Source organism: Cellulomonas sp. ES6 (genome assembly GCF_030053835.1).
Lineage (GTDB): Bacteria > Actinomycetota > Actinomycetes > Actinomycetales > Cellulomonadaceae > Cellulomonas.
Window position 1 is genome coordinate 2572691 of sequence record NZ_CP125655.1, and the last position, 17515, is coordinate 2590205.

A 17515-nucleotide genomic window follows, 5' to 3' on the forward strand; every position below is an offset into this window, starting at 1 on the left:
GCGACGCGGCGACGTCGCCGTTCCCGACCGACCCCGCGGACCCGGTCGGAGGGGCGGACGGGCCCCGGGCGGGTGCCGCGGACGCCGGGCGCGGCGAGATTTTCGGAGCGGCGGTACGGGAATCTATCCGTAGCGGCGCTACCATGAGCGGCGTGACCAGCGGCGACGGGCGGACCCTGCGGGCCGTGGCGACCCGGGCGCGCGTCACGCAGGCCGCGACGCGGCTGTTCCTCGCCGACGGCTACGGCCCCACCACCATCACGGCCGTCGGGCGTGCCGCCGGGGTCGGCGTCCAGACCGTCTACTACTCGTACCCCACCAAGGCGGACATCCTGGTCGGCTGCCTCGACCACGCGGTGGACGGCGCGGACCGCCGGGACGCGCAGCGCGACCTGGCCGACCAGGCCTGGGTCCGCGCGGTCGTCGCCGAGGCAGACCCGGCGCGGCGCGTGTTCCTGCACGTGCGCGGGTTCGCCGAGCTGCTCGGCAGGGCCGCGGGCGTGCAGGACCTCGTGCGCTCCGCCGCCCCGGGCGACGCGGTGCTGCGGGACGCGTGGGAGCGCGACGAGACGCGGCGGCGGGCGGTGCACGGCCTGCTGGTCGACGCGCTGGTGGCCGACGGGTCGCTGCGCCCCGGGCTGGAGCCGCTGCACGCCGTCGACCTGCTCACGCTGCTGCTCGGCCCCGAGCCGTGGAACGCGCTGGTGCGCCGCGGCGGCTGGAGCGCGCTCGCGTGGGCGCGCTGGGCCCACGGCGCGCTGCTCGCGGACCTCGTGCCCTCCCGGTGGGAACCCGGCGCCTGACCGCCGCCGCGCCCCGGGCCCTCACCAGGCCGAGCGGGCGTAGTCCTTGAGGAAGCAGCCGTACAGGTCCTCGCCGGCCTCGCCCCGCACGATCGGGTCGTACACCCGCGCCGCACCGTCCACCAGGTCGAGCGGCGCGTGGAACCCCTCCTCGGCCAGCCGCACCTTCGTGGGGTGCGGCCGCTCGTCGGTGATCCACCCGGTGTCGACGGCGGTCATGAGGATGCCGTCGGCGAGCATCTCGCCCGCGCTCGTGCGCGTCAGCATGTTGAGCGCGGCCTTGCTCATGTTGGTGTGCGGGTGGCCCGGGCCCTTGTAGCCCCGGGCGAACACGCCCTCCATCGCGGAGACGTTGACGACGTACGTCCGGCGCGCCGGCGACGCCGCGAGGGCGGGCCGCAGCCGGCTGATGAGGATGAACGGCGCCGTCTGGTTGCACAGCTGCACCTCGAGCAGCTCCATCGGGTCGACGTCCTCGACCGTCGCGACCCAGGAGTTCGTCTCCGCGACGTCGGGGATCAGGCCGCCGGCGTCGATCGACGTCCCCGCCACCAGCCGCTCGAGGCTCGCCGCCTCCGCGGTGAGGGACTGCGCGGTCAGCGCCTCCGCGGCGGCGCGCCCGGCCCGCTCGATCGCCAGGGCCGGGCTGCTCAGCTCGCTGACCGACCCCGCCAGCGCGCGCGGGTGGGCGTCGCTGGTCCGGCCGAACGTCGTGATCATCCGCGCGGCGTCGGCGTCCAGCGGGGCGTCCTCGGCCTCGGCGATCCGCGCGTACGCCCCCGGCGACCGCCGCACCGTCTGCGCGGCGTTGTTGATGAGGACGTCCAGAGCCCCCTGGGCGGCGACGTGGTCGGCGAGCGCGACCACCTGCGCCGGGTCGCGCAGGTCGATGCCCACGACGTGCAGGCGGTCGATCCAGTCGGCGGAGTCGTCCATCGCGCGGAACCGGCGGACGGCGTCCTGGGGGAACCGGGTGGTGATCGTCAGGTCCGCGCCGTCACGCAGCAGCCGCAGCGCGATGTACATGCCGATCTTGGCCCGGCCGCCCGTCAGCAGCGCGCGGCGGCCGGTGAGGTCCGTGCGCGCGCCCCGCTTGGCGTGGTGCAGCGCGGCGCACTCCGGGCAGAGCTGGTGGTAGAACGCGTCGACCACCGTGTAGTCCTGCTTGCAGACGTAGCAGGCGCGCGGCCGCAGCAGCGTCCCGGCGATCGCGCCGGTGGCCGACGACGTGATCGGGATGCCGGCGGTCTCGTCGTCGATGCGGCCCGGGCTGCCGGTCGCGGTGGCGGCGACCACGGCGGCGTCGGCCTCCGCGACCAGGCGGCGCTTCTCCCCGCGGCGGTGCTTCTTCGCGGCCTTGAACATGGCGGACGCGGCGCGCCGGGCGGCGGCGTGCTGCGGGTGCGTCTGCGGGAGGGCGGCGACCTGGTCGGCCACCCGCAGGAACGTCGCGAACTCCGCGGGGTCGACGCCGGGCACGTCCGCGGCGGGGTCCGTGCCGTCGCCGGGTGCGTCCGGGTGCTGCGGGGGCGTGGTCGTCTGCGCGCTCATAGCGCCGTCCGTCCTCGGGTGGGGGAAGGGCGCCGCGGTCGCGCGGGGGCCCGGAGGATCGTACGCGGCGCGCGCTGCCGGCACCCAGACGGGGCCGTCGTGCCGCCGGGGTCCCGACATCGCGGGCACCGGCCGGGGACCGGCGTGACGCGCCGCCCCCGGGACGGGGGACACTGGGAGGCAGCAACCGTCAGCGCAGCACCACCGCAGCACCACGAGGAGTCACCGTGCCCCAGGGAACCGTCCGCTGGTTCGACGCCGAGCGAGGGTTCGGTTTCCTCGCCCTCGGCGACGACGCCGAGGACCTCTTCGTCCACGCGTCCGAGATCGTCGGCCAGGACGGCACCCGCTCGCTCCGCGAGGGCCAGGCCGTGGAGTTCGAGGTCGGCGAGGGCGACCGCGGTCCGCAGGCCCGGCAGGTGCGGGTGACCGGCGACGTCGCGGCCGACGTGGCGCTCGGGGTGCTGGGCACGGTGGCCTGGTACGAGCCCGCGAAGGGCTACGGGTTCCTCACGCCCGACGGCGGCGACGCGCAGATCTTCGTGCACAGCTCGGCGATCGTCGGGGGCGGCGTGATCGCGGAGGGCCAGCGCGTCGCGTTCCTCGTCGTCGAGGGGGAGAAGGGGCCGCAGGCCGACCACCTGCTGCCGCTCGGCGCGGACGCGGCCGCGGGACCGGGCCGCGCCGTGGCGACGGACGACGGCGCCGACGGCACCGTGACCTGGTACGACGCGGGGAAGGGCTTCGGCTTCATCACCCCCGACTCCGGGGAGCAGGACGTGTTCGTGCACGCGCGCTCGCTGCACGGCGACCTGACCGAGCTCGTCGAGGGCGACCGGGTGAGCTACCGCGCCTCGGAGGGCGAGAAGGGCCTGCAGGCCCAGGGCGTCCGGCTGGTCGGCGGCCCGTCCCGAGGCGGCCGCGGCGGGTCGGACCGGCGCGACCCCGGCCGGGGCCCGGCGCCGGCCCGCGGCCCGCAGCGCGGCGGCCAGGGCGTCGTCGCGCGCTACGACGCGGAGCGCGGCTTCGGGTTCATCACGCCGGACGACGGCGGGCCGGACCTGTTCGTGCACGTGTCGGTCGTGCGGGACGGCGAGGAGCTCTACGAGGGCGACCGGGTGCGGTACCAGGTGCGCCAGAGCGACCGGGGCCCCCAGGCGGACCGGGTCGACCTGCTCTGACCGGTCGGAGGTCACCGGCCCGCCGGGGCGGTGACCTCCTCGGGCACGTGGCGCAGCAGGTCGCCCGGCTGGCAGTCGAGCACCGCGCAGAGCGCGTCCAGGGTGCTGAACCGCACGGCCCGGGCGCGGCCGTTCTTGAGCACGGCGAGGTTCGCCGGCGTGATGCCCACCCGGTCGGCCAGCTCCCCGACGGACATCTTGCGGCGGGCGAGCATGACGTCGACGTCGACCACGATCGGCATCAGATGACCTCGTCGAGCTCGGCGCGCAGCGTGGTGGCGGTGGTGTCGAGCGCGACGGCCTGCGCCAGCAGCGCGCGCATGACGAGGACGACCAGCGCGCCGCCGCCGATGCCGATCGCGACGACGCCGAGGGCCAGCACGATCCCGGGGGGCACGGCCTCGCCCGGTGCGAGCAGGACGCCGAGCAGCACCACGAGGCCGGCGGCGACGGCCAGGGCGCCGATGACGGCGTCGACCCAGCGGAACGCCGAGCGGCTGAACACGGTCCCGGTGCGGACCATGGTCAGCAGCCGCCACAGGCAGACGAGCACGACCTCCACCGTGGCGACGCCGAGCACGCCGATGACGACCACCGGCCAGCGCAGGTGCACGACGTCCGGGCCGCCCTCGGCGATGTCGACGCCGAGCAACGGGATGAGCACGGCCTGGAAGAACAGCATCCCGGCGAGCAGCAGGACGATCACCACCCGCAGGAGGCGTCGGACGAGCTGGGGCATGGCGACTCCTCTCGGTGCCCGACGCGCGTGCCAGGCTATCGACAAACGATAGCATTCGATCGTTGGACGGCGGGGTGGGTGGCCGTGGACGGTGTCGGTGGCCGGGTGTAGACATCGGGTAGCGGCCGGCGAGGGGCGCGACCGTGCGCGAGCGGAGGGGGACGCGGTGGTGACCGAGTTCGTGGACGAGGACCTGCGGGGGGCGCGGTTCGTCCGGAGCACGCTGTCCGGGGCGGTGCTGCGCGGGGTGGACGTGGACGGGGCCGACCTCGACGCGCCGTGGCTCGGCGAGGGGACGTTCCTCGTCAACGGCGTGGACGTGGCGCCGCTGGTGGAGGCCGAGCTGGACCGGCGGTTCCCCGGCCGGGCGCTGCGCCAGGCCGAGGACCCCGAGGGGCTGCGTGCCGCCTGGGCGGCGGTCGAGCGGGCGTGGGACGGGGCCGTCGAGCGTGCCGCCGCGATGCCGCCCGGCACCGTGGACCTGCAGGTGGACGGCGAGTGGTCGTTCTCCCAGACCCTGCGGCACCTGGTGATGGCGACCGACACGTGGTTGCGCGGCGCGGTGCTCGGGATCGAGCGGCCGTACCACCCCGTCGGGCAGCCGAACGTCGAGTACGCCACCGACGGCCACGACCCTGCCGTGTTCTCCGAGGCGTCGCCGACGTTCGAGCGGGTGCTGGCCGTGCGGGCCGAGCGCCAGGCGATGGTCCGCGACCAGCTCGCCTCCGTCACCCCGGAGGACCTGGCCGGCACGCGGCCGAACCCGTGGGGCCCCGACCACCTCGAGACGGTGCTGTCCTGCCTGCACACGATCCTCGACGAGGAGTGGTCGCACCTGCGGTTCGCGCTGCGGGACCTGGACGCGCTCGCAGCGCGCCGCACCGACGCCGACCCGGCCTGACGGCTGGTCCGGACGGGGCGCGGTCGCGCCGGTCCGGCCTCGTCGTGCGCGGTCAGGCGCCGGGCGACGCCGCCGGCCCACCCGAGGCGGTCACGGGCTCCTCGTCCGGCTCGGCCGCGGCCGCGCGCGTCAGCAGCACCCGGCCCACCCCGGCGACGACGAGGCCCGACACGACGACGCTCAGCAGCGCGACCCGCAGGCTCGAGGCGTCCGCGACCACGCCCACCACGGTCGGCGACACCAGGAACCCGACGCGCAGCAGCCAGCTGACGACGGTCAGGCCGACGCCGGCGGGCAGGCCGGGCAGCTCGTCCGCGGTGTGCATGACGGCGGGCACGAGCGTCGCGACGCCGAGACCCGCGAGCGCGAACCCCGCGAGCGTCGTCGCCAGTGACGGCACGGCGAGCATCCCGCCGGCCCCGACCGCGATCGCGAGGCCGCCGACGCGCGCGACGCGCCGCTGCCCGAACCGGTCGACGACCCGGTCTCCGGTGAGCCGGCCGACGGTCATCGCGACCTGGAGGGCGACGAACGCCAGCCCGGCGGCGGCCGCGCCGGTGCCGACCTCCGTGCGCAGGTACAGGGCGCCCCACGAGGACCCGGCGTCCTCGACGAACGCGCCGCAGGCGGCGAGCACGCCGAGCGCGGCGAGCAGGAGGACGGCGTGGCCCGCGACGCGCCCCCGGGGCGCCGGTGCGGGGGCGTCGGCCGCGGGGGCGTCGGCTGCGGACGCGTCGGCTGCGGCGCCGGCCGTGGCCCGCTCGGCGTCCTCGGGCCCGCGCAGCAGGAACCGGTGCGCGACGACGGCGACGACCGCGAACACCGCGGACGTGGTGGCGATGTGCGCGGGCAGCGGCACGTCGAGCCCGGCGGCGGCGGACCCGACCAGCCCGCCGAGCACCGCGCCGACGCTCCACAGGCCGTGGAACGCGTTGACGATGGAGCGCCCGTAGAGCCGCTGCACGCGGAACCCGTGCGCGTTCTGCGCGACGTCGATCACGGCGTCGAGGGCGCCCGCGAGCAGGAGCAGCCCGGCCAGCGCGGCCCAGCTCCCGGCGAGCGGCACGAGCGCCACGGCGACCGCGAGCGTGACCAGGCCGGACGACGCGACGGCGGCCGACCCGAGGCGCTGGATCAGCAGCGGCGCGAGCAGCCCGGCCAGCAGGGCGCCGAGCGGCATCGCGGCGATCGCGGTGCCGAGCGCGGCGTTGCTCAGCCCGAGGTCGGCCTTCACCTCGGGCAGCCGCGGCACGAGGTTCGCGTACAGCACGGCGTTGACCAGGAACACCATCGAGACGGCGACGCGGGCGCGCCGGGCGACCGGCGTCACGACGGCTGCTGAGGGTGCTGCGGGGGAGGCGGGCATGGGGCTCCGGCGGTGGGTCCGGGTGCCGGCGTCGGCGCCCGCGGTCGGGGTGCGTCGTCGAGCGTACACACGATGTGTACGCTCGTACACATGAGCGATCGCGACTACTTCGCCGGCGACCCGCGCACCAACCGCGAGCGGATGCTCGCCGGGGACCTGTACATCGCGGACGACCCGGAGAGCGAGCGCATCGCGCGCCGGGCGACCGTCCTGGTCGAGGAGTACCGGCTCGCCGTGATCGCGGCCGACGACGCCCGCGCCCGCCGCGTGCTGACGGACCTGCTCGGCTCGCTCGGCGAGGGCGCGTTCATCAAGCCGCCGCTCGCCGTCGACTACGGGGAGAACCTCCACGTGGGCGCCCGGACGTTCGTGAACTCCGGCCTCACGGCGCTCGACGTCGCGACGATCACCATCGGCGAGGACTGCCAGATCGGGCCGAACGTGCAGCTCCTGACCCCCACGCACCCCCTCGACCCGCAGCCGCGGCGCGACAAGCTCGAGGCCGCCGAGCCGATCACCCTCGGGGACAACGTGTGGCTGGGCGGCGGCGTCATCGTCTGCCCGGGCGTCACCATCGGCGACGACACGGTGGTCGGGGCCGGCGCTGTCGTCACGCGGGACCTGCCGGCGGGCGTCGTGGCCGTCGGGAACCCGGCGCGCGTGGTGCGCCGCCTCGACGAGCCCCGTGAGCAGGTCTGAGGTGGCCGCCGCCGGGGAGCCCCGCAGGCGCCGGCACGACCCCGACCGGCGCGACCGCATCGTCGAGGCGTGCCTCGAGGTCATCGGCGCGGAGGGCGTCGCGGGCACCTCGGCCCGCCGGATCGCGGCCGCCGCGGACGTCCCGCTCGGCTCGATCACCTACCACTTCGCCGACGTGGACGCGCTGCTGCACGAGGCGTTCGAGCGGTTCGCGACGCGCGTCAGCGACCGCTTCGAGGCGGCCATGTCCGGCGCCGCGACCCTCGACGAGGCGCGCGCCGCCGTCGTCCGGCTCATCGCCTCGGACGTGCTCACGGACCCCCGCGAGCTCGTGCTGACCCATGAGCTGTACACGCTGGCCTCCCGCGACCCGCGGTACCGGCGCCTCACCCACGCCTGGATGGCCCGCAGCCGCGCCGCGCTCGAGCGGCACTTCGACCCGCCGACCGCCCGGCTGCTGGACGCGCTCATCGAGGGGCTGTCCATCCACCGCGCGCTGGACACCGAGCCGCACGACATCGCCGAGGTGGAGCGCGCGGTGGCGTTGGTGACCCGGAGGCCGGCTCCTCCCGCGGGGTGACGCCGACCGGACCCTTCGGTGGTGCCGGGCGGGTGGGAGGACCGGCCCGGGAGCCGATGCCCCGGGGTGCCGCCGCTTCCTAGCGTCGAGGGCATGACGAGCCTGACCAGCGACAGCGTCCCCACCCACCGCTCGAGCACGCGGCGGCACGCGGCCACGCTCGCCCTCGCCGCCCTCGCGGTGGTCGTCGCCGCGGGGCTCGCGCTGCAGGGGTTCGGGCCGGGTGGCGGGCGCGGCGCCGGCACCTCGCAGAACGGCTGGCCCGAGATCACGTCCGGCGACGACCCCCGACTCGTGCGCCTCCCCTGGGTGACGGGCCGGGTCCTGGGCGGCGACGTCGCCACCGTCCTCGGGTACGTCGCCGAGCGGTTCGACGCCGAGGTGGAGCCCGTCGACGCCGACGCCTCGTGGGGCTGGGCCCACCGCCCGGTCCGCGGCCGGGAGGTCCTGTCCAACCACGCCTCCGCCACGGCGATCGACCTCAACGCCCCGCTCCACCCGATGGGCGTGCGCGGCACGTTCACGGACGAGCAGGTCGCGGCGATCCGGTCGATCCTCGCGGACGTCGCGCCCGCGGTCGCGTGGGGCGGCGACTACGCCGACCGGCCCGACGAGATGCACCTGGAGATCGTCGGGGACACGGACGTGGTGGCGGAGGTCGCGGCGCGGCTGCGGGGGTGAGCGCGCGTCAGTGGGATCCGGGCGGGCTCGCAGAGTGGTGGCTCTGAGGCTCGCGGGCGACAGGCCTGCCTCACGCTCTCGGACGGCTCTGCGGCGAGAGCCGTGGGCGCCATCTGGGGCTGTTTGTTCGTGGAGGCGGCGAGTGGGCTGGTACTGCAACACCTACTGCAAAACACGTGTCGCAGTAGGTGTTGCAGTGGCGTGTCACGTCAGTCGCCACGCTGCGCGGGGGTCTTTGGGTGACTGACCTTCCCACGTCACGAGGCCGGCGTCCTGCAGACGCTGAAGGTTCCGAGATGCGGTCGGCCTCGTGACGCCCACGGCGTCGGCCACCTGACCTGTGCCCAGCGGCCGCCCCGCGCGGCGCATCAGGTCGAGGATCTTCAGCGCGCCCGACGGCAGCGCGCTGCGGATCTCCGGCGCGAGAGCATCGGAGAAGAAGAGGGTCAGCTGCACGGATGCGGCGGTCTGCGTGTACAGGGGGTCGGTCAGCCCCCGGGCGCGCATCTCTCCGAAGATGCGTCTGATCCCCTCTCCGAGCTCTTGGGCGATCCCAAGGTCCGAGCACACTCGCGCGAGCCGGGGATTACGCGCATACCGGTTGATGTCGAGTGGCCGGGTGGGGTCCACGAGCCCGGGGAAGCGGCCAGGACTCGCGATCTCGAGCCGATTGGGGAAGATCTCCACCCGGACGTGATCACCGGCCATGCTGTAGGAGCGGTGCAGTACCGCGTTGACGAGCCCTTCGAGCCATGCATCTCGCGGCACCACAGGGACTGCTTCGAACCTCCCGCTGGTCCCCAGGGCGCGACGGTCCGGGATCATCGTCTCGATGATCTGCGCGGCGTCCGTGATCTGTCGCGGGATCGACCCTTCGCAGCGGATGTCGGCCGCGTCCTCGAGTGTCAGGCCAGAGCCTGCCCCTCGCTCGACGCCGCGATAGCGGAGGATGCGGACGTGTGCGTTCGGGAACAGGTCCTGGGGGTGGTTCGCGAAGAGGAGATACGCAGCAACGGTCAGGCGATCATCGCGGGTGAGCAGCCCTCGGGCACGGAGCATCGACTCCGGGGACGACGAGCCGATCGCCTCCTGGTACGCCGCCACCTCAGCAGCGTCGAGGTCCTCGGTCCGGGCGTCGACGGCTGTTCCATCGAAGGGCGCGCCACCGCGGTCGTACTCCAGCTCCTGACGCTGCGCGAAGCCCAGCTTCCGAGACTCGTCTCCGACGCGCAGGTAGCAGTCGCCGCTCGTCGTCTCGTGGACGCGGTCGCCCGGGTCCACCCGGAGCACGAGCAGGGTCTTCCCTTCGGGTGTGCTGAGCTGATCCGCCCGGACGCGAACAACAGGCTGGGTGAAGTCCTGGGCCGCTTGGCGTAGGTCGTTGAGGCGGGCAGCTGCGACACCGTCCACCGATCCTGAGTGGAGGCCCACGACGATGCAGCCGCCCTCCGCGTTGGCGAATGCAACGAGAGGGACGGCCAGGTCCCGCGGCGAGATTCGCCCCGACTTGCGCTCGAACCACTGACCTTCTGGCAGCGCGAGCAGGAGATCGACCGCTTCTTCGACGGGCTGCGCCAGGGCTTGGTCGACTTCGGCGGCGTACATGAATCTACTGTAACACTTTTACAGTACCTACGAGGCGCGAGGAAAGTTGGCAGAGGGCGGGCGCCGGGAATGCTCGGCCGCTCCCCAGGGTTGAGCCAGGTGGACTCAAGTCCGCCCGCCCCGAGTTGCCACAGCGCCCGGGCCGGCGCAGACTTGAGTGCAGCAGGCTCAAGGCGACCGGCCCCGCTCCGGGGTGCGCGGCGCCGGACCCACGCAGCACGACGAAGGAGCGACAGACATGGCACGAGCAGTCGGCATCGACCTGGGCACCACCAACTCCGTGGTCGCCGTCCTCGAGGGCGGGGAGCCCACGGTCATCGCCAACGCGGAGGGCGCCCGCACGACCCCGTCGGTGGTCGCGTTCTCGAAGACCGGCGAGGTCCTCGTCGGTGAGGTCGCCAAGCGGCAGGCCGTCACGAACGTCGACCGCACCATCGCGTCCGTCAAGCGCCACATGGGCACGGACTGGACGACCGAGATCGACGACAAGAAGTACACCGCGCAGGAGATCTCCGCCCGCGTGCTCGGCAAGCTCAAGCGCGACGCCGAGGAGTACCTGGGCGAGCCCGTGACCGACGCGGTCATCACCGTCCCGGCGTACTTCAACGACGCCGAGCGCCAGGCGACGAAGGACGCGGGCCAGATCGCCGGCCTCAACGTCCTGCGCATCGTCAACGAGCCGACCGCGGCGGCCCTGGCCTACGGCCTGGAGAAGGGCAAGGAGGACGAGCTGATCCTCGTCTTCGACCTCGGCGGCGGCACGTTCGACGTCTCCCTGCTCGAGGTGGGCAAGGACGACGACTTCTCGACCATCGAGGTCCGGGCGACCTCCGGCGACAACCGCCTCGGCGGCGACGACTGGGACAGCCGGATCGTCGACTGGCTGGTCGGCCAGGTGAAGAACTCGACCGGCGTCGACCTGGCGAAGGACAAGATCGCCGTCCAGCGCCTGCGCGAGGCGGCCGAGCAGGCCAAGAAGGAGCTGTCGTCCGCGACCAGCACCAACATCAGCCTGCAGTACCTCTCGATGAGCGAGAACGGCCCCATCCACCTGGACGAGAAGCTCACCCGGGCGCAGTTCCAGCAGATGACGGCCGACCTGCTCGAGCGGACCAAGGCGCCGTTCCACGCGGTCATCCGCGACGCGGGCATCAAGGTCTCGGACATCGACCACGTGGTGCTCGTCGGCGGCTCCACCCGCATGCCGGCCGTGGCCGACGTCGTGCGCGAGCTGACCGGCGGCAAGGAGCCCAACAAGGGCGTCAACCCGGACGAGGTCGTGGCCGTCGGCGCCGCGCTGCAGGCCGGCGTCATCAAGGGCGACCGCAAGGACGTCCTGCTGATCGACGTGACCCCGCTGTCCCTCGGCATCGAGACCAAGGGCGGCGTGATGACCAAGCTCATCGAGCGCAACACGGCCATCCCGACCAAGCGCAGCGAGATCTTCTCGACCGCCGAGGACAACCAGCCGTCCGTGCTGATCCAGGTGTTCCAGGGCGAGCGTGAGTTCGCGCGGGACAACAAGCCGCTCGGCACGTTCGAGCTGACCGGCATCGCGCCGGCCCCGCGCGGCGTCCCGCAGATCGAGGTCACCTTCGACATCGACGCGAACGGCATCGTGCACGTGTCCGCCAAGGACCGCGGCACCGGCAAGGAGCAGTCGATGACGATCTCCGGCGGCTCCGGCCTGCCGAAGGACGAGATCGACCGCATGGTCAAGGAGGCCGAGGCGCACGCCGCCGAGGACAAGAAGCGTCGTGAGGAGGCCGAGACCCGCAACTCCGCGGAGCAGCTCGTCTACTCCACGGAGAAGCTGCTCGCCGACAACGACGACAAGCTGTCCGACGACGTGAAGACCGAGGTGAAGTCGGCCGTCGACGACCTGAAGAAGGCGCTCGAGGGCGAGGACGTCGCGGAGGTCCAGGCGAAGCAGGCCGCCCTGGTGACCGCCAGCCAGAAGATCGGCGAGGCGCTGTACTCCGCGAACCAGCAGGCCCCCGCGGGCGACGCCCCGGCGGACGGCGCGGCCGACTCCGGCGCGTCGGCGCAGGACGACGACGTGGTGGACGCCGAGATCGTCGACGACGAGGGTGACAAGAAGTGACCGACGAGCCGACCCCGCAGGGGCGTGACCCGGAGGACGCCCCGCGCGTGACCGACAAGCGCCGCATCGACCCGGAGACGGGCGAGCTGCGCGAGCCGACGCCCGAGGAGGCGGTCCTGGCCGAGGCCGAGGAGGCCGCGACCGCCGCCGAGGAGGCCGTGGTGCTGGAGGGGCTGGTCGAGGCGCAGAAGCTGGCGGCCGAGCGGCTGGACGAGCTCCAGCGCCGGAATGCCGACTACTACAACCTCGAGCAGCAGTACTCGGCGTACGTGAAGCGGTCGAAGTCCGAGGCCCTCGCGGCCCGGGACCAGGGCGTGGCCGCCGTCGCCGAGGCGCTCATCAGCGTGCTCGACGACATCGAGCTGGCGCGCCAGCACGGCGACCTGGTCGGCCCGTTCGCGTCGATCGCGGAGAAGCTCGAGGGCACCCTCGGGCGGTTCGGGATCGAGCGCTACGGCGCGGCCGGCGAGCCGTTCGACCCGACGGTGCACGAGGCGCTCATGCACGGGCACTCGGCCGACGTCTCCGAGCCGACCGTGCAGCAGGTGCTGCAGCCGGGCTACCGCATGGGCGAGCGCATCATCCGCGCCGCCCGGGTGGCGGTCGTCGACCCGGAGGCGTGACGAGCAGGATGAGGGCCCGGCCGCGTGACCGCGCGGCCGGGTCCCGCCCGGCCCGGGCCCTGACGCGGGCCCGGACCGGTGGAGCAGAGCGGAGGGAGGCGTCGTGAGCGGGCAGGACTGGCTGGAGAAGGACTTCTACGCCGTGCTGGGCGTCCCCAAGGACGCCGACGCGGCCGCGATCAAGAAGGCGTACCGCAAGCTCGCCCGCACCATGCACCCGGACCACAACCCCGGGGACGCGGTCGCGGAGGCCAAGTTCAAGGAGGTCGGCGAGGCGTACGCCGTGCTGTCCGACCCCGAGCAGCGGCAGCAGTACGACCAGCTGCGGGCCATGGCCGGCGGTGCGCGGTTCCGCGCGGGTGCCGGTGGCCCGGGTGGCGCGCAGGCGGGCGGGTTCGAGGACCTGTTCGGCGGCGTGTTCACCGGCGGCGGTGGGTCGCGCGTGCGGTTCCCGCAGGGCGGCGGCGGTGCGGCGGGCGGCGGCGCGGGCGGTGCCGGCGGGTTCGAGGACCTGCTCGGCGGGCTGTTCGGCGGCGGCGGGTTCGGCCAGGCCCGCACGGCGCGCCGCGGCGCGGACCTGTCGGCGGTCACCACGCTGCCGTTCCGGCAGGCCGTCGAGGGCTCGACCGTGGCGCTCGGCGTCGAGGGACGCACCGTCAAGGCGCGCATCCCCGCCGGCGTCCGCGACGGCCAGAAGATCCGGCTGCGCGGCAAGGGCCGGCCCGGCGAGCACGGGGCGCCCCCCGGCGACCTCGAGGTCACCGTGCGGGTCACGCCGCACCCGGTGTTCGCGCTCGACGGCAACAACCTGCGGGTGACGCTGCCGGTCGCGTTCGACGAGGCCGCGCTCGGCGCCGAGGTGCCCGTGCCGACGCTCGACGGCGGCACCGTGCGGCTGAAGATCCCGGCCGGCACGCCGTCCGGGCGGACGCTGCGGGTCAAGGGCCGCGGCGTCACGACGTCGTCCGGCACGGGGGACCTGCTGGTCACCGTGCAGGTGGTCGTCCCGCAGCGGCTCAGCGCCGCGGCGAAGGAGGCCGTGCAGGCGTTCGGCATCGCGACGTCCGGCGAGGACCCGCGCGCCGAGCTGCTGGCGCGCGCCCAGGAGTGAGGCACCGCCGGGCGACCGGGGCCTGACGGTCCCGGTCGCCCGGCGCACGACGGCAGGAGGTGGTGGGGATGGTCTCGGAGGACGCGCAGGTCTACGTGATCTCGGTCGCCGCCGAGCTCGCCGGCATGCACCCGCAGACGCTCCGGCAGTACGACCGGCTCGGCCTCGTGCAGCCCGGCCGCACGCGCGGCCGCGGGCGGCGGTACTCCCTGCGGGACATCGCCACGCTGCGCGAGGTGCAGCGGCTCTCCCAGGAGGAGGGCGTCAACCTCGCCGGCATCAAGCGCATCCTGGAGCTCGAGTCCCAGGTCGAGCGGCTGCGCCGGCAGGTCGAGTACCTGCGGGCGTTCGCCGAGCCCGGTCGGCGCGTGTTCACCGCCCACCCCTCGGGCGACGTCGTGGCGATGGGGCCGCTCGGGCGCAGCCAGCGCCGGTCCGCCGAGCCCGCCGCGGAGGACCCGCGAGCCGCCGGCGCGCGCGGGGCGATCGTGCTCTGGCGGCCCTCCGGGCGCTGACGCGCGACGTCGCCCGGCGCGCGCCGGGCGACGTCGCCTACCGTGGCAGGCGACGGGCCGGACGGACGAGGCGGGCACGATGCGAGGCAGGACCCCGGCGGCGGGCGCCGCGCTGCTGCTGGCGGCGGTCCTGACGCTGCTCGGGTCCGGGCCGGCGGCCGGGAGCCCCGGCGGGCCCGGCGCCCCCCGCGACGCCGCGGTGGTCGCCGCCCGGCCGGCCGCGGCGACGACCGTGGACGGCGGCGGTCCGGCGGCGGACGGCGGGGGGTCCGGCGCTGACGCCGCGGCGCCCGAGCAGCCCGTCCCCACCCCGACGCCGACACCGACACCGGTGCCGACCACCGCGCCCGTGCCGACGCCCGACCCCACGCCGTCGCGCGCGCCGCAGCCGGAGCCGCGCCCGACGACCACGCCGACCCCCGTGCCGGAGCCGACCCCCGTCGCGCCGGGGACGCCGTCGCCCGCTCCGACGCCGACGTCCGTGGCACCCGGCGGGTCCGGGACGGACGACGACCGGCCCGCGCCCGGCCGGCGCCCCGCCACACCGCCCGCGGTCACGACCGCGACGACGCCGTGGGGGCAGCTGCTGGGCGCGCTGGCGGTCGTCCTCGCGGGTGCCGTCGCGGTCGTCCTGGTCTCCGCGCGCCGTCGGGCGGCTGCGGCCGCCGCCGCTGCCGCCGCGGCACCGCACGGGCCCGCGGCGGACCCGGACGCGGCGGGAGGCGGGAGCGCGGCCGCCGACCCCCCGGGGCCGGAGGAGGTGCTGCGCCTCATGGTCACCGCCGGCGAGGCGATGATCGACGCCGGCCACACCGTCTCCTCCGTCGCGGAGGCCCTCGACGACATCGCCGTCGCGCACGACGTCCGCGGCGCCGAGGTCGTCGTGCTGCCCACGGCGCTGCTCGTGTCGGTGCCGCAGGGGTCCGCCGTCGCCACCGCCGTGGTGTCGACGGGGCGTCGCCCGCTCGACCTGTACCAGGTGGACGACCTGGCGGACGTGCTGCGCGACGCCGCCGCGCCCGCGGACGCCGGCCCCCGCCCGACGCCGGGGTCGCTGATCGGCCGGATCGCGGACCTGCGCGCCGCGCCGCGGCCGTTCGGGCCCGTGGCCCGGCTCGCGGGCTACCTGCTGCTGTCCGTCGGCCTCGCCGCGCTGCTCGGCGGGTCCTGGGTGGACCTGCTCGTCGCCGGCGGGCTGGGCGTGGCCGTCGGCGCGGTGCAGCTCGCCGTGCCGCCGCTGTCCAGCGGCCCCCAGGTGGCGCTGACCATCGCCGCGGCGTTCGGGGTGGCGCTCGCGGTGCTGCTGCTCGCCCGCGTGGTGCCCGGCCTCGGCGTGCTGCCGTCCGTCGTCGCGCCGCTCGCGCTGTTCCTGCCGGGCGGCCTGCTCACCACCGGGGTGATCGAGCTCGCGGCGGGCCAGATGCTGTCCGGCGGCGGGCGGCTCGCGGCGGGCACCATGCAGCTCGCGCTGCTGGCCGGCGGCATCGTCGGGGCCGGCGCCCTCGTCGGCATCCCCGAGCTCGACCTCACCGCGTCGTCCCAGCCGCTCGGCCCGCTCGCGCCGTGGGCGGGGGTCGTGCTGTTCGGCGTCGGGACCGTCGTCTTCCGGTGCGCCCGGCCGCGGACCACCGGCTGGGTCGTCCTGGTGCTCGCGGTCGCCTACGGCGCGCAGGTGGTCGGCGGGACGCTGCTCGGCGGGGTGCTGTCCGCGTTCGTGGGTGCGCTCGTCATGACGCCGGTGGCGCTCGCGGTCGCGCGGTTCCCGTCCGGCCCGTCGCCGCTCGTGTCGTTCCTGCCGGCGTTCTGGATGCTCGTCCCCGGTGCGCTGGGCCTCGTGGGCGTCGCGACCCTGCTCGACGGCGGCAGCGGGGCCCTGTCCACCCTCGTGTCGACGGCGTCCACGATGCTCGGCATCGCGCTCGGGGTGCTGCTGGGGCTGTCGGCCTCGCGGGCGCTGCCCGGCCTGCCGCACCGGCGCGGCGGCGACGGCCTGCCGGGCACGGCGGTCGTGGGGCGGCGGGTGCCCGTCGCGGCTGCGGGAGCCTCCGCGCCCGGTGCCGGTGCACGCGCGGCCGACCGCGCGGCCGACCAGGCGGACGACGGGGTGGCGGCTGACCGGGCGGGCGGCGGGGGTGTCGCGGACGCCGACCGCCGCGGTGCGTCGCCGGGCACCGACCCCGCCGCGCCGCCCGCCCCCGACACTCCGCGGATCTGACCGCCCCGCCGCCGGTCGGCCGGGGGTGTTCGGATCCGTTCGTGCGGGCGCGCCGGGCGTGTCCGTGCGAACGGATCCGAACGCGGCCAGGGGGTGGGGGGAGGGGGTCGGGGCACGCGCGCGTCCGGTCCGCGACACGCCGACGGGCGCGACACGCCGGACCCGGATCACGTCCGCGGCGGGCGTGCGCGTCGTCGTCCACAGGTGGACCCGGGTGTGGGTGACCTGGGGACGACGAGGGGCTCGCTGTGGACGACGCAGCAGGTCCCGCGGGTCGCCGTCGGGCGGGCTGTGTGTCAGTGGTCGGTCGTAGCCTGTGGATGAAGCCGGACACCACGACTCCGTGCACAGCCTGTGGAGAACGACACGCGTGTAACACCAGCACTTGTGGTCCCTTGCCGGACGCACCACTAGGTGTAGTGTTCTGACTCGCCGCTCGACGCGGGGCCCCGGCCACCGGGAGACCCGCCGACGCGGCCCAGGACGAGCACCACCAGCAGTGCGGGGCGGGCGCGGGGGCGCACGTACCAGCGAGGCCTTTCACACCGGGGAGACACGATGACCATCACCGTCTACAGCAAGCCGTCGTGCGTCCAGTGCAACGCGACGTACCGCGCCCTGGACAAGGCCGGGCTGGAGTACGAGGTCGTCGACATCACCGAGGACGCCGACGCGCGTGACTACGTCATGTCGCTCGGCCACCTGCAGGCGCCCGTCGTCGTGGCGGACGGCCACCACTGGTCGGGCTACCGCCCCGACCAGATCAAGGCGATCGCCGACCGCGCCGCGGTCTCCGTCGCCTGACGTCGCCGCCCGCCGCCCGCTGACCCGGGCGGCCCGG

Annotated in this window: 17 protein-coding genes; 12 read left to right on the forward strand and 5 right to left on the reverse strand. The window is 75.2% G+C overall.

From position 1 onward, the window contains the following. Nucleotides 1–152 precede the first annotated feature (152 nt). On the forward strand, nucleotides 153–803 hold the full coding sequence (locus tag P9841_RS11955; RefSeq protein ID WP_283318894.1) for a TetR/AcrR family transcriptional regulator: 651 nt from the start codon (nucleotides 153–155) through the stop codon (nucleotides 801–803). 21 nt (nucleotides 804–824) lie between these two features. Here the strand turns inward: P9841_RS11955 and P9841_RS11960 are convergent, their stop codons facing one another. Continuing rightward, on the reverse strand, nucleotides 825–2354 hold the full coding sequence (locus P9841_RS11960; protein WP_283318895.1) for an SDR family NAD(P)-dependent oxidoreductase: 1530 nt from the start codon (nucleotides 2352–2354) through the stop codon (nucleotides 825–827). Between the two features lie 227 nt (nucleotides 2355–2581). Between P9841_RS11960 and P9841_RS11965 the strand changes: the two genes are divergently transcribed. Continuing rightward, the gene (locus tag P9841_RS11965; RefSeq protein WP_283318897.1) at nucleotides 2582–3535 is read left to right on the forward strand and encodes a cold-shock protein; all 954 of its coding nucleotides are present in this window, start codon (nucleotides 2582–2584) and stop codon (nucleotides 3533–3535) included. An 11-nt stretch (nucleotides 3536–3546) separates the two neighbouring features. On the opposite strand, the gene P9841_RS11970 is transcribed toward P9841_RS11965, so the two are convergent. Then, entirely contained in the window at nucleotides 3547–3777 is a 231-nt protein-coding gene (locus tag P9841_RS11970; protein WP_283318898.1) for a helix-turn-helix domain-containing protein, read from the reverse strand. Then, on the reverse strand, nucleotides 3777–4274 hold the full coding sequence (locus tag P9841_RS11975; protein WP_283318899.1) for a DUF2975 domain-containing protein: 498 nt from the start codon (nucleotides 4272–4274) through the stop codon (nucleotides 3777–3779). Before P9841_RS11975 ends, P9841_RS11970 begins: the two co-directional genes overlap by 1 nt. A 169-nt stretch (nucleotides 4275–4443) precedes the next feature. Here P9841_RS11975 and P9841_RS11980 point away from each other — a divergent pair, with 169 nt between their 5' ends. Further along, complete coding sequence (locus tag P9841_RS11980; protein WP_283318900.1) at nucleotides 4444–5175, forward strand: DinB family protein; 732 nt, start codon at nucleotides 4444–4446, stop codon at nucleotides 5173–5175. A 52-nt stretch (nucleotides 5176–5227) separates the two neighbouring features. Here the strand turns inward: P9841_RS11980 and P9841_RS11985 are convergent, their stop codons facing one another. Continuing rightward, nucleotides 5228–6541 (reverse strand): MFS transporter, encoded by a 1314-nt coding sequence (locus tag P9841_RS11985; protein ID WP_283318901.1) that lies wholly within the window; start codon nucleotides 6539–6541, stop codon nucleotides 5228–5230. Between the two features lie 90 nt (nucleotides 6542–6631). Here P9841_RS11985 and P9841_RS11990 point away from each other — a divergent pair, with 90 nt between their 5' ends. The 3 genes from P9841_RS11990 (at nucleotide 6632) to P9841_RS12000 (ending at nucleotide 8501) form a co-directional block, all read left to right on the forward strand. Beyond that, entirely contained in the window at nucleotides 6632–7240 is a 609-nt protein-coding gene (locus P9841_RS11990; protein WP_283318902.1) for a sugar O-acetyltransferase, read from the forward strand. Continuing rightward, nucleotides 7227–7820, forward strand: coding sequence for a TetR/AcrR family transcriptional regulator (locus P9841_RS11995; RefSeq protein WP_283318903.1), 594 nt, complete (start codon nucleotides 7227–7229; stop codon nucleotides 7818–7820). The genes P9841_RS11990 and P9841_RS11995 overlap by 14 nt, the downstream gene beginning before the upstream one ends. A gap of 93 nt (nucleotides 7821–7913) precedes the next feature. Continuing rightward, a complete protein-coding gene (locus P9841_RS12000; RefSeq protein WP_283318904.1) occupies nucleotides 7914–8501 on the forward strand; it encodes a M15 family metallopeptidase in 588 nt (195 codons plus the stop codon). Between the two features lie 204 nt (nucleotides 8502–8705). Here the strand turns inward: P9841_RS12000 and P9841_RS12005 are convergent, their stop codons facing one another. Next, a complete protein-coding gene (locus P9841_RS12005; protein WP_283318905.1) occupies nucleotides 8706–10106 on the reverse strand; it encodes an ATP-binding protein in 1401 nt (466 codons plus the stop codon). A gap of 238 nt (nucleotides 10107–10344) precedes the next feature. Between P9841_RS12005 and dnaK the strand changes: the two genes are divergently transcribed. The 6 genes from dnaK to nrdH all read left to right on the forward strand — a co-directional run bounded on the left by dnaK (nucleotide 10345) and on the right by nrdH (nucleotide 17478). Then, the gene (gene dnaK / locus P9841_RS12010; protein ID WP_283318906.1) at nucleotides 10345–12210 is read left to right on the forward strand and encodes a molecular chaperone DnaK; all 1866 of its coding nucleotides are present in this window, start codon (nucleotides 10345–10347) and stop codon (nucleotides 12208–12210) included. Continuing rightward, entirely contained in the window at nucleotides 12207–12833 is a 627-nt protein-coding gene (locus P9841_RS12015) for a nucleotide exchange factor GrpE (RefSeq protein WP_283318907.1), read from the forward strand. Before dnaK ends, P9841_RS12015 begins: the two co-directional genes overlap by 4 nt. Nucleotides 12834–12936: 103 nt before the next feature. Further along, nucleotides 12937–13944, forward strand: coding sequence for a DnaJ C-terminal domain-containing protein (locus tag P9841_RS12020; protein ID WP_283318908.1), 1008 nt, complete (start codon nucleotides 12937–12939; stop codon nucleotides 13942–13944). 68 nt (nucleotides 13945–14012) lie between these two features. Then, nucleotides 14013–14459: a heat shock protein transcriptional repressor HspR gene (locus P9841_RS12025; protein ID WP_283318909.1), complete on the forward strand. Its 447-nt coding sequence runs from the start codon at nucleotides 14013–14015 to the stop codon at nucleotides 14457–14459. Between the two features lie 79 nt (nucleotides 14460–14538). Beyond that, on the forward strand, nucleotides 14539–16674 hold the full coding sequence (locus P9841_RS12030; RefSeq protein ID WP_283318910.1) for a threonine/serine exporter family protein: 2136 nt from the start codon (nucleotides 14539–14541) through the stop codon (nucleotides 16672–16674). Nucleotides 16675–17232: 558 nt separating this feature from the next. Then, nucleotides 17233–17478, forward strand: a complete 246-nt coding sequence (nrdH, locus tag P9841_RS12035; RefSeq protein WP_222170737.1) for a glutaredoxin-like protein NrdH — start codon at nucleotides 17233–17235, stop codon at nucleotides 17476–17478. Nucleotides 17479–17515: the final 37 nt, after the last annotated feature.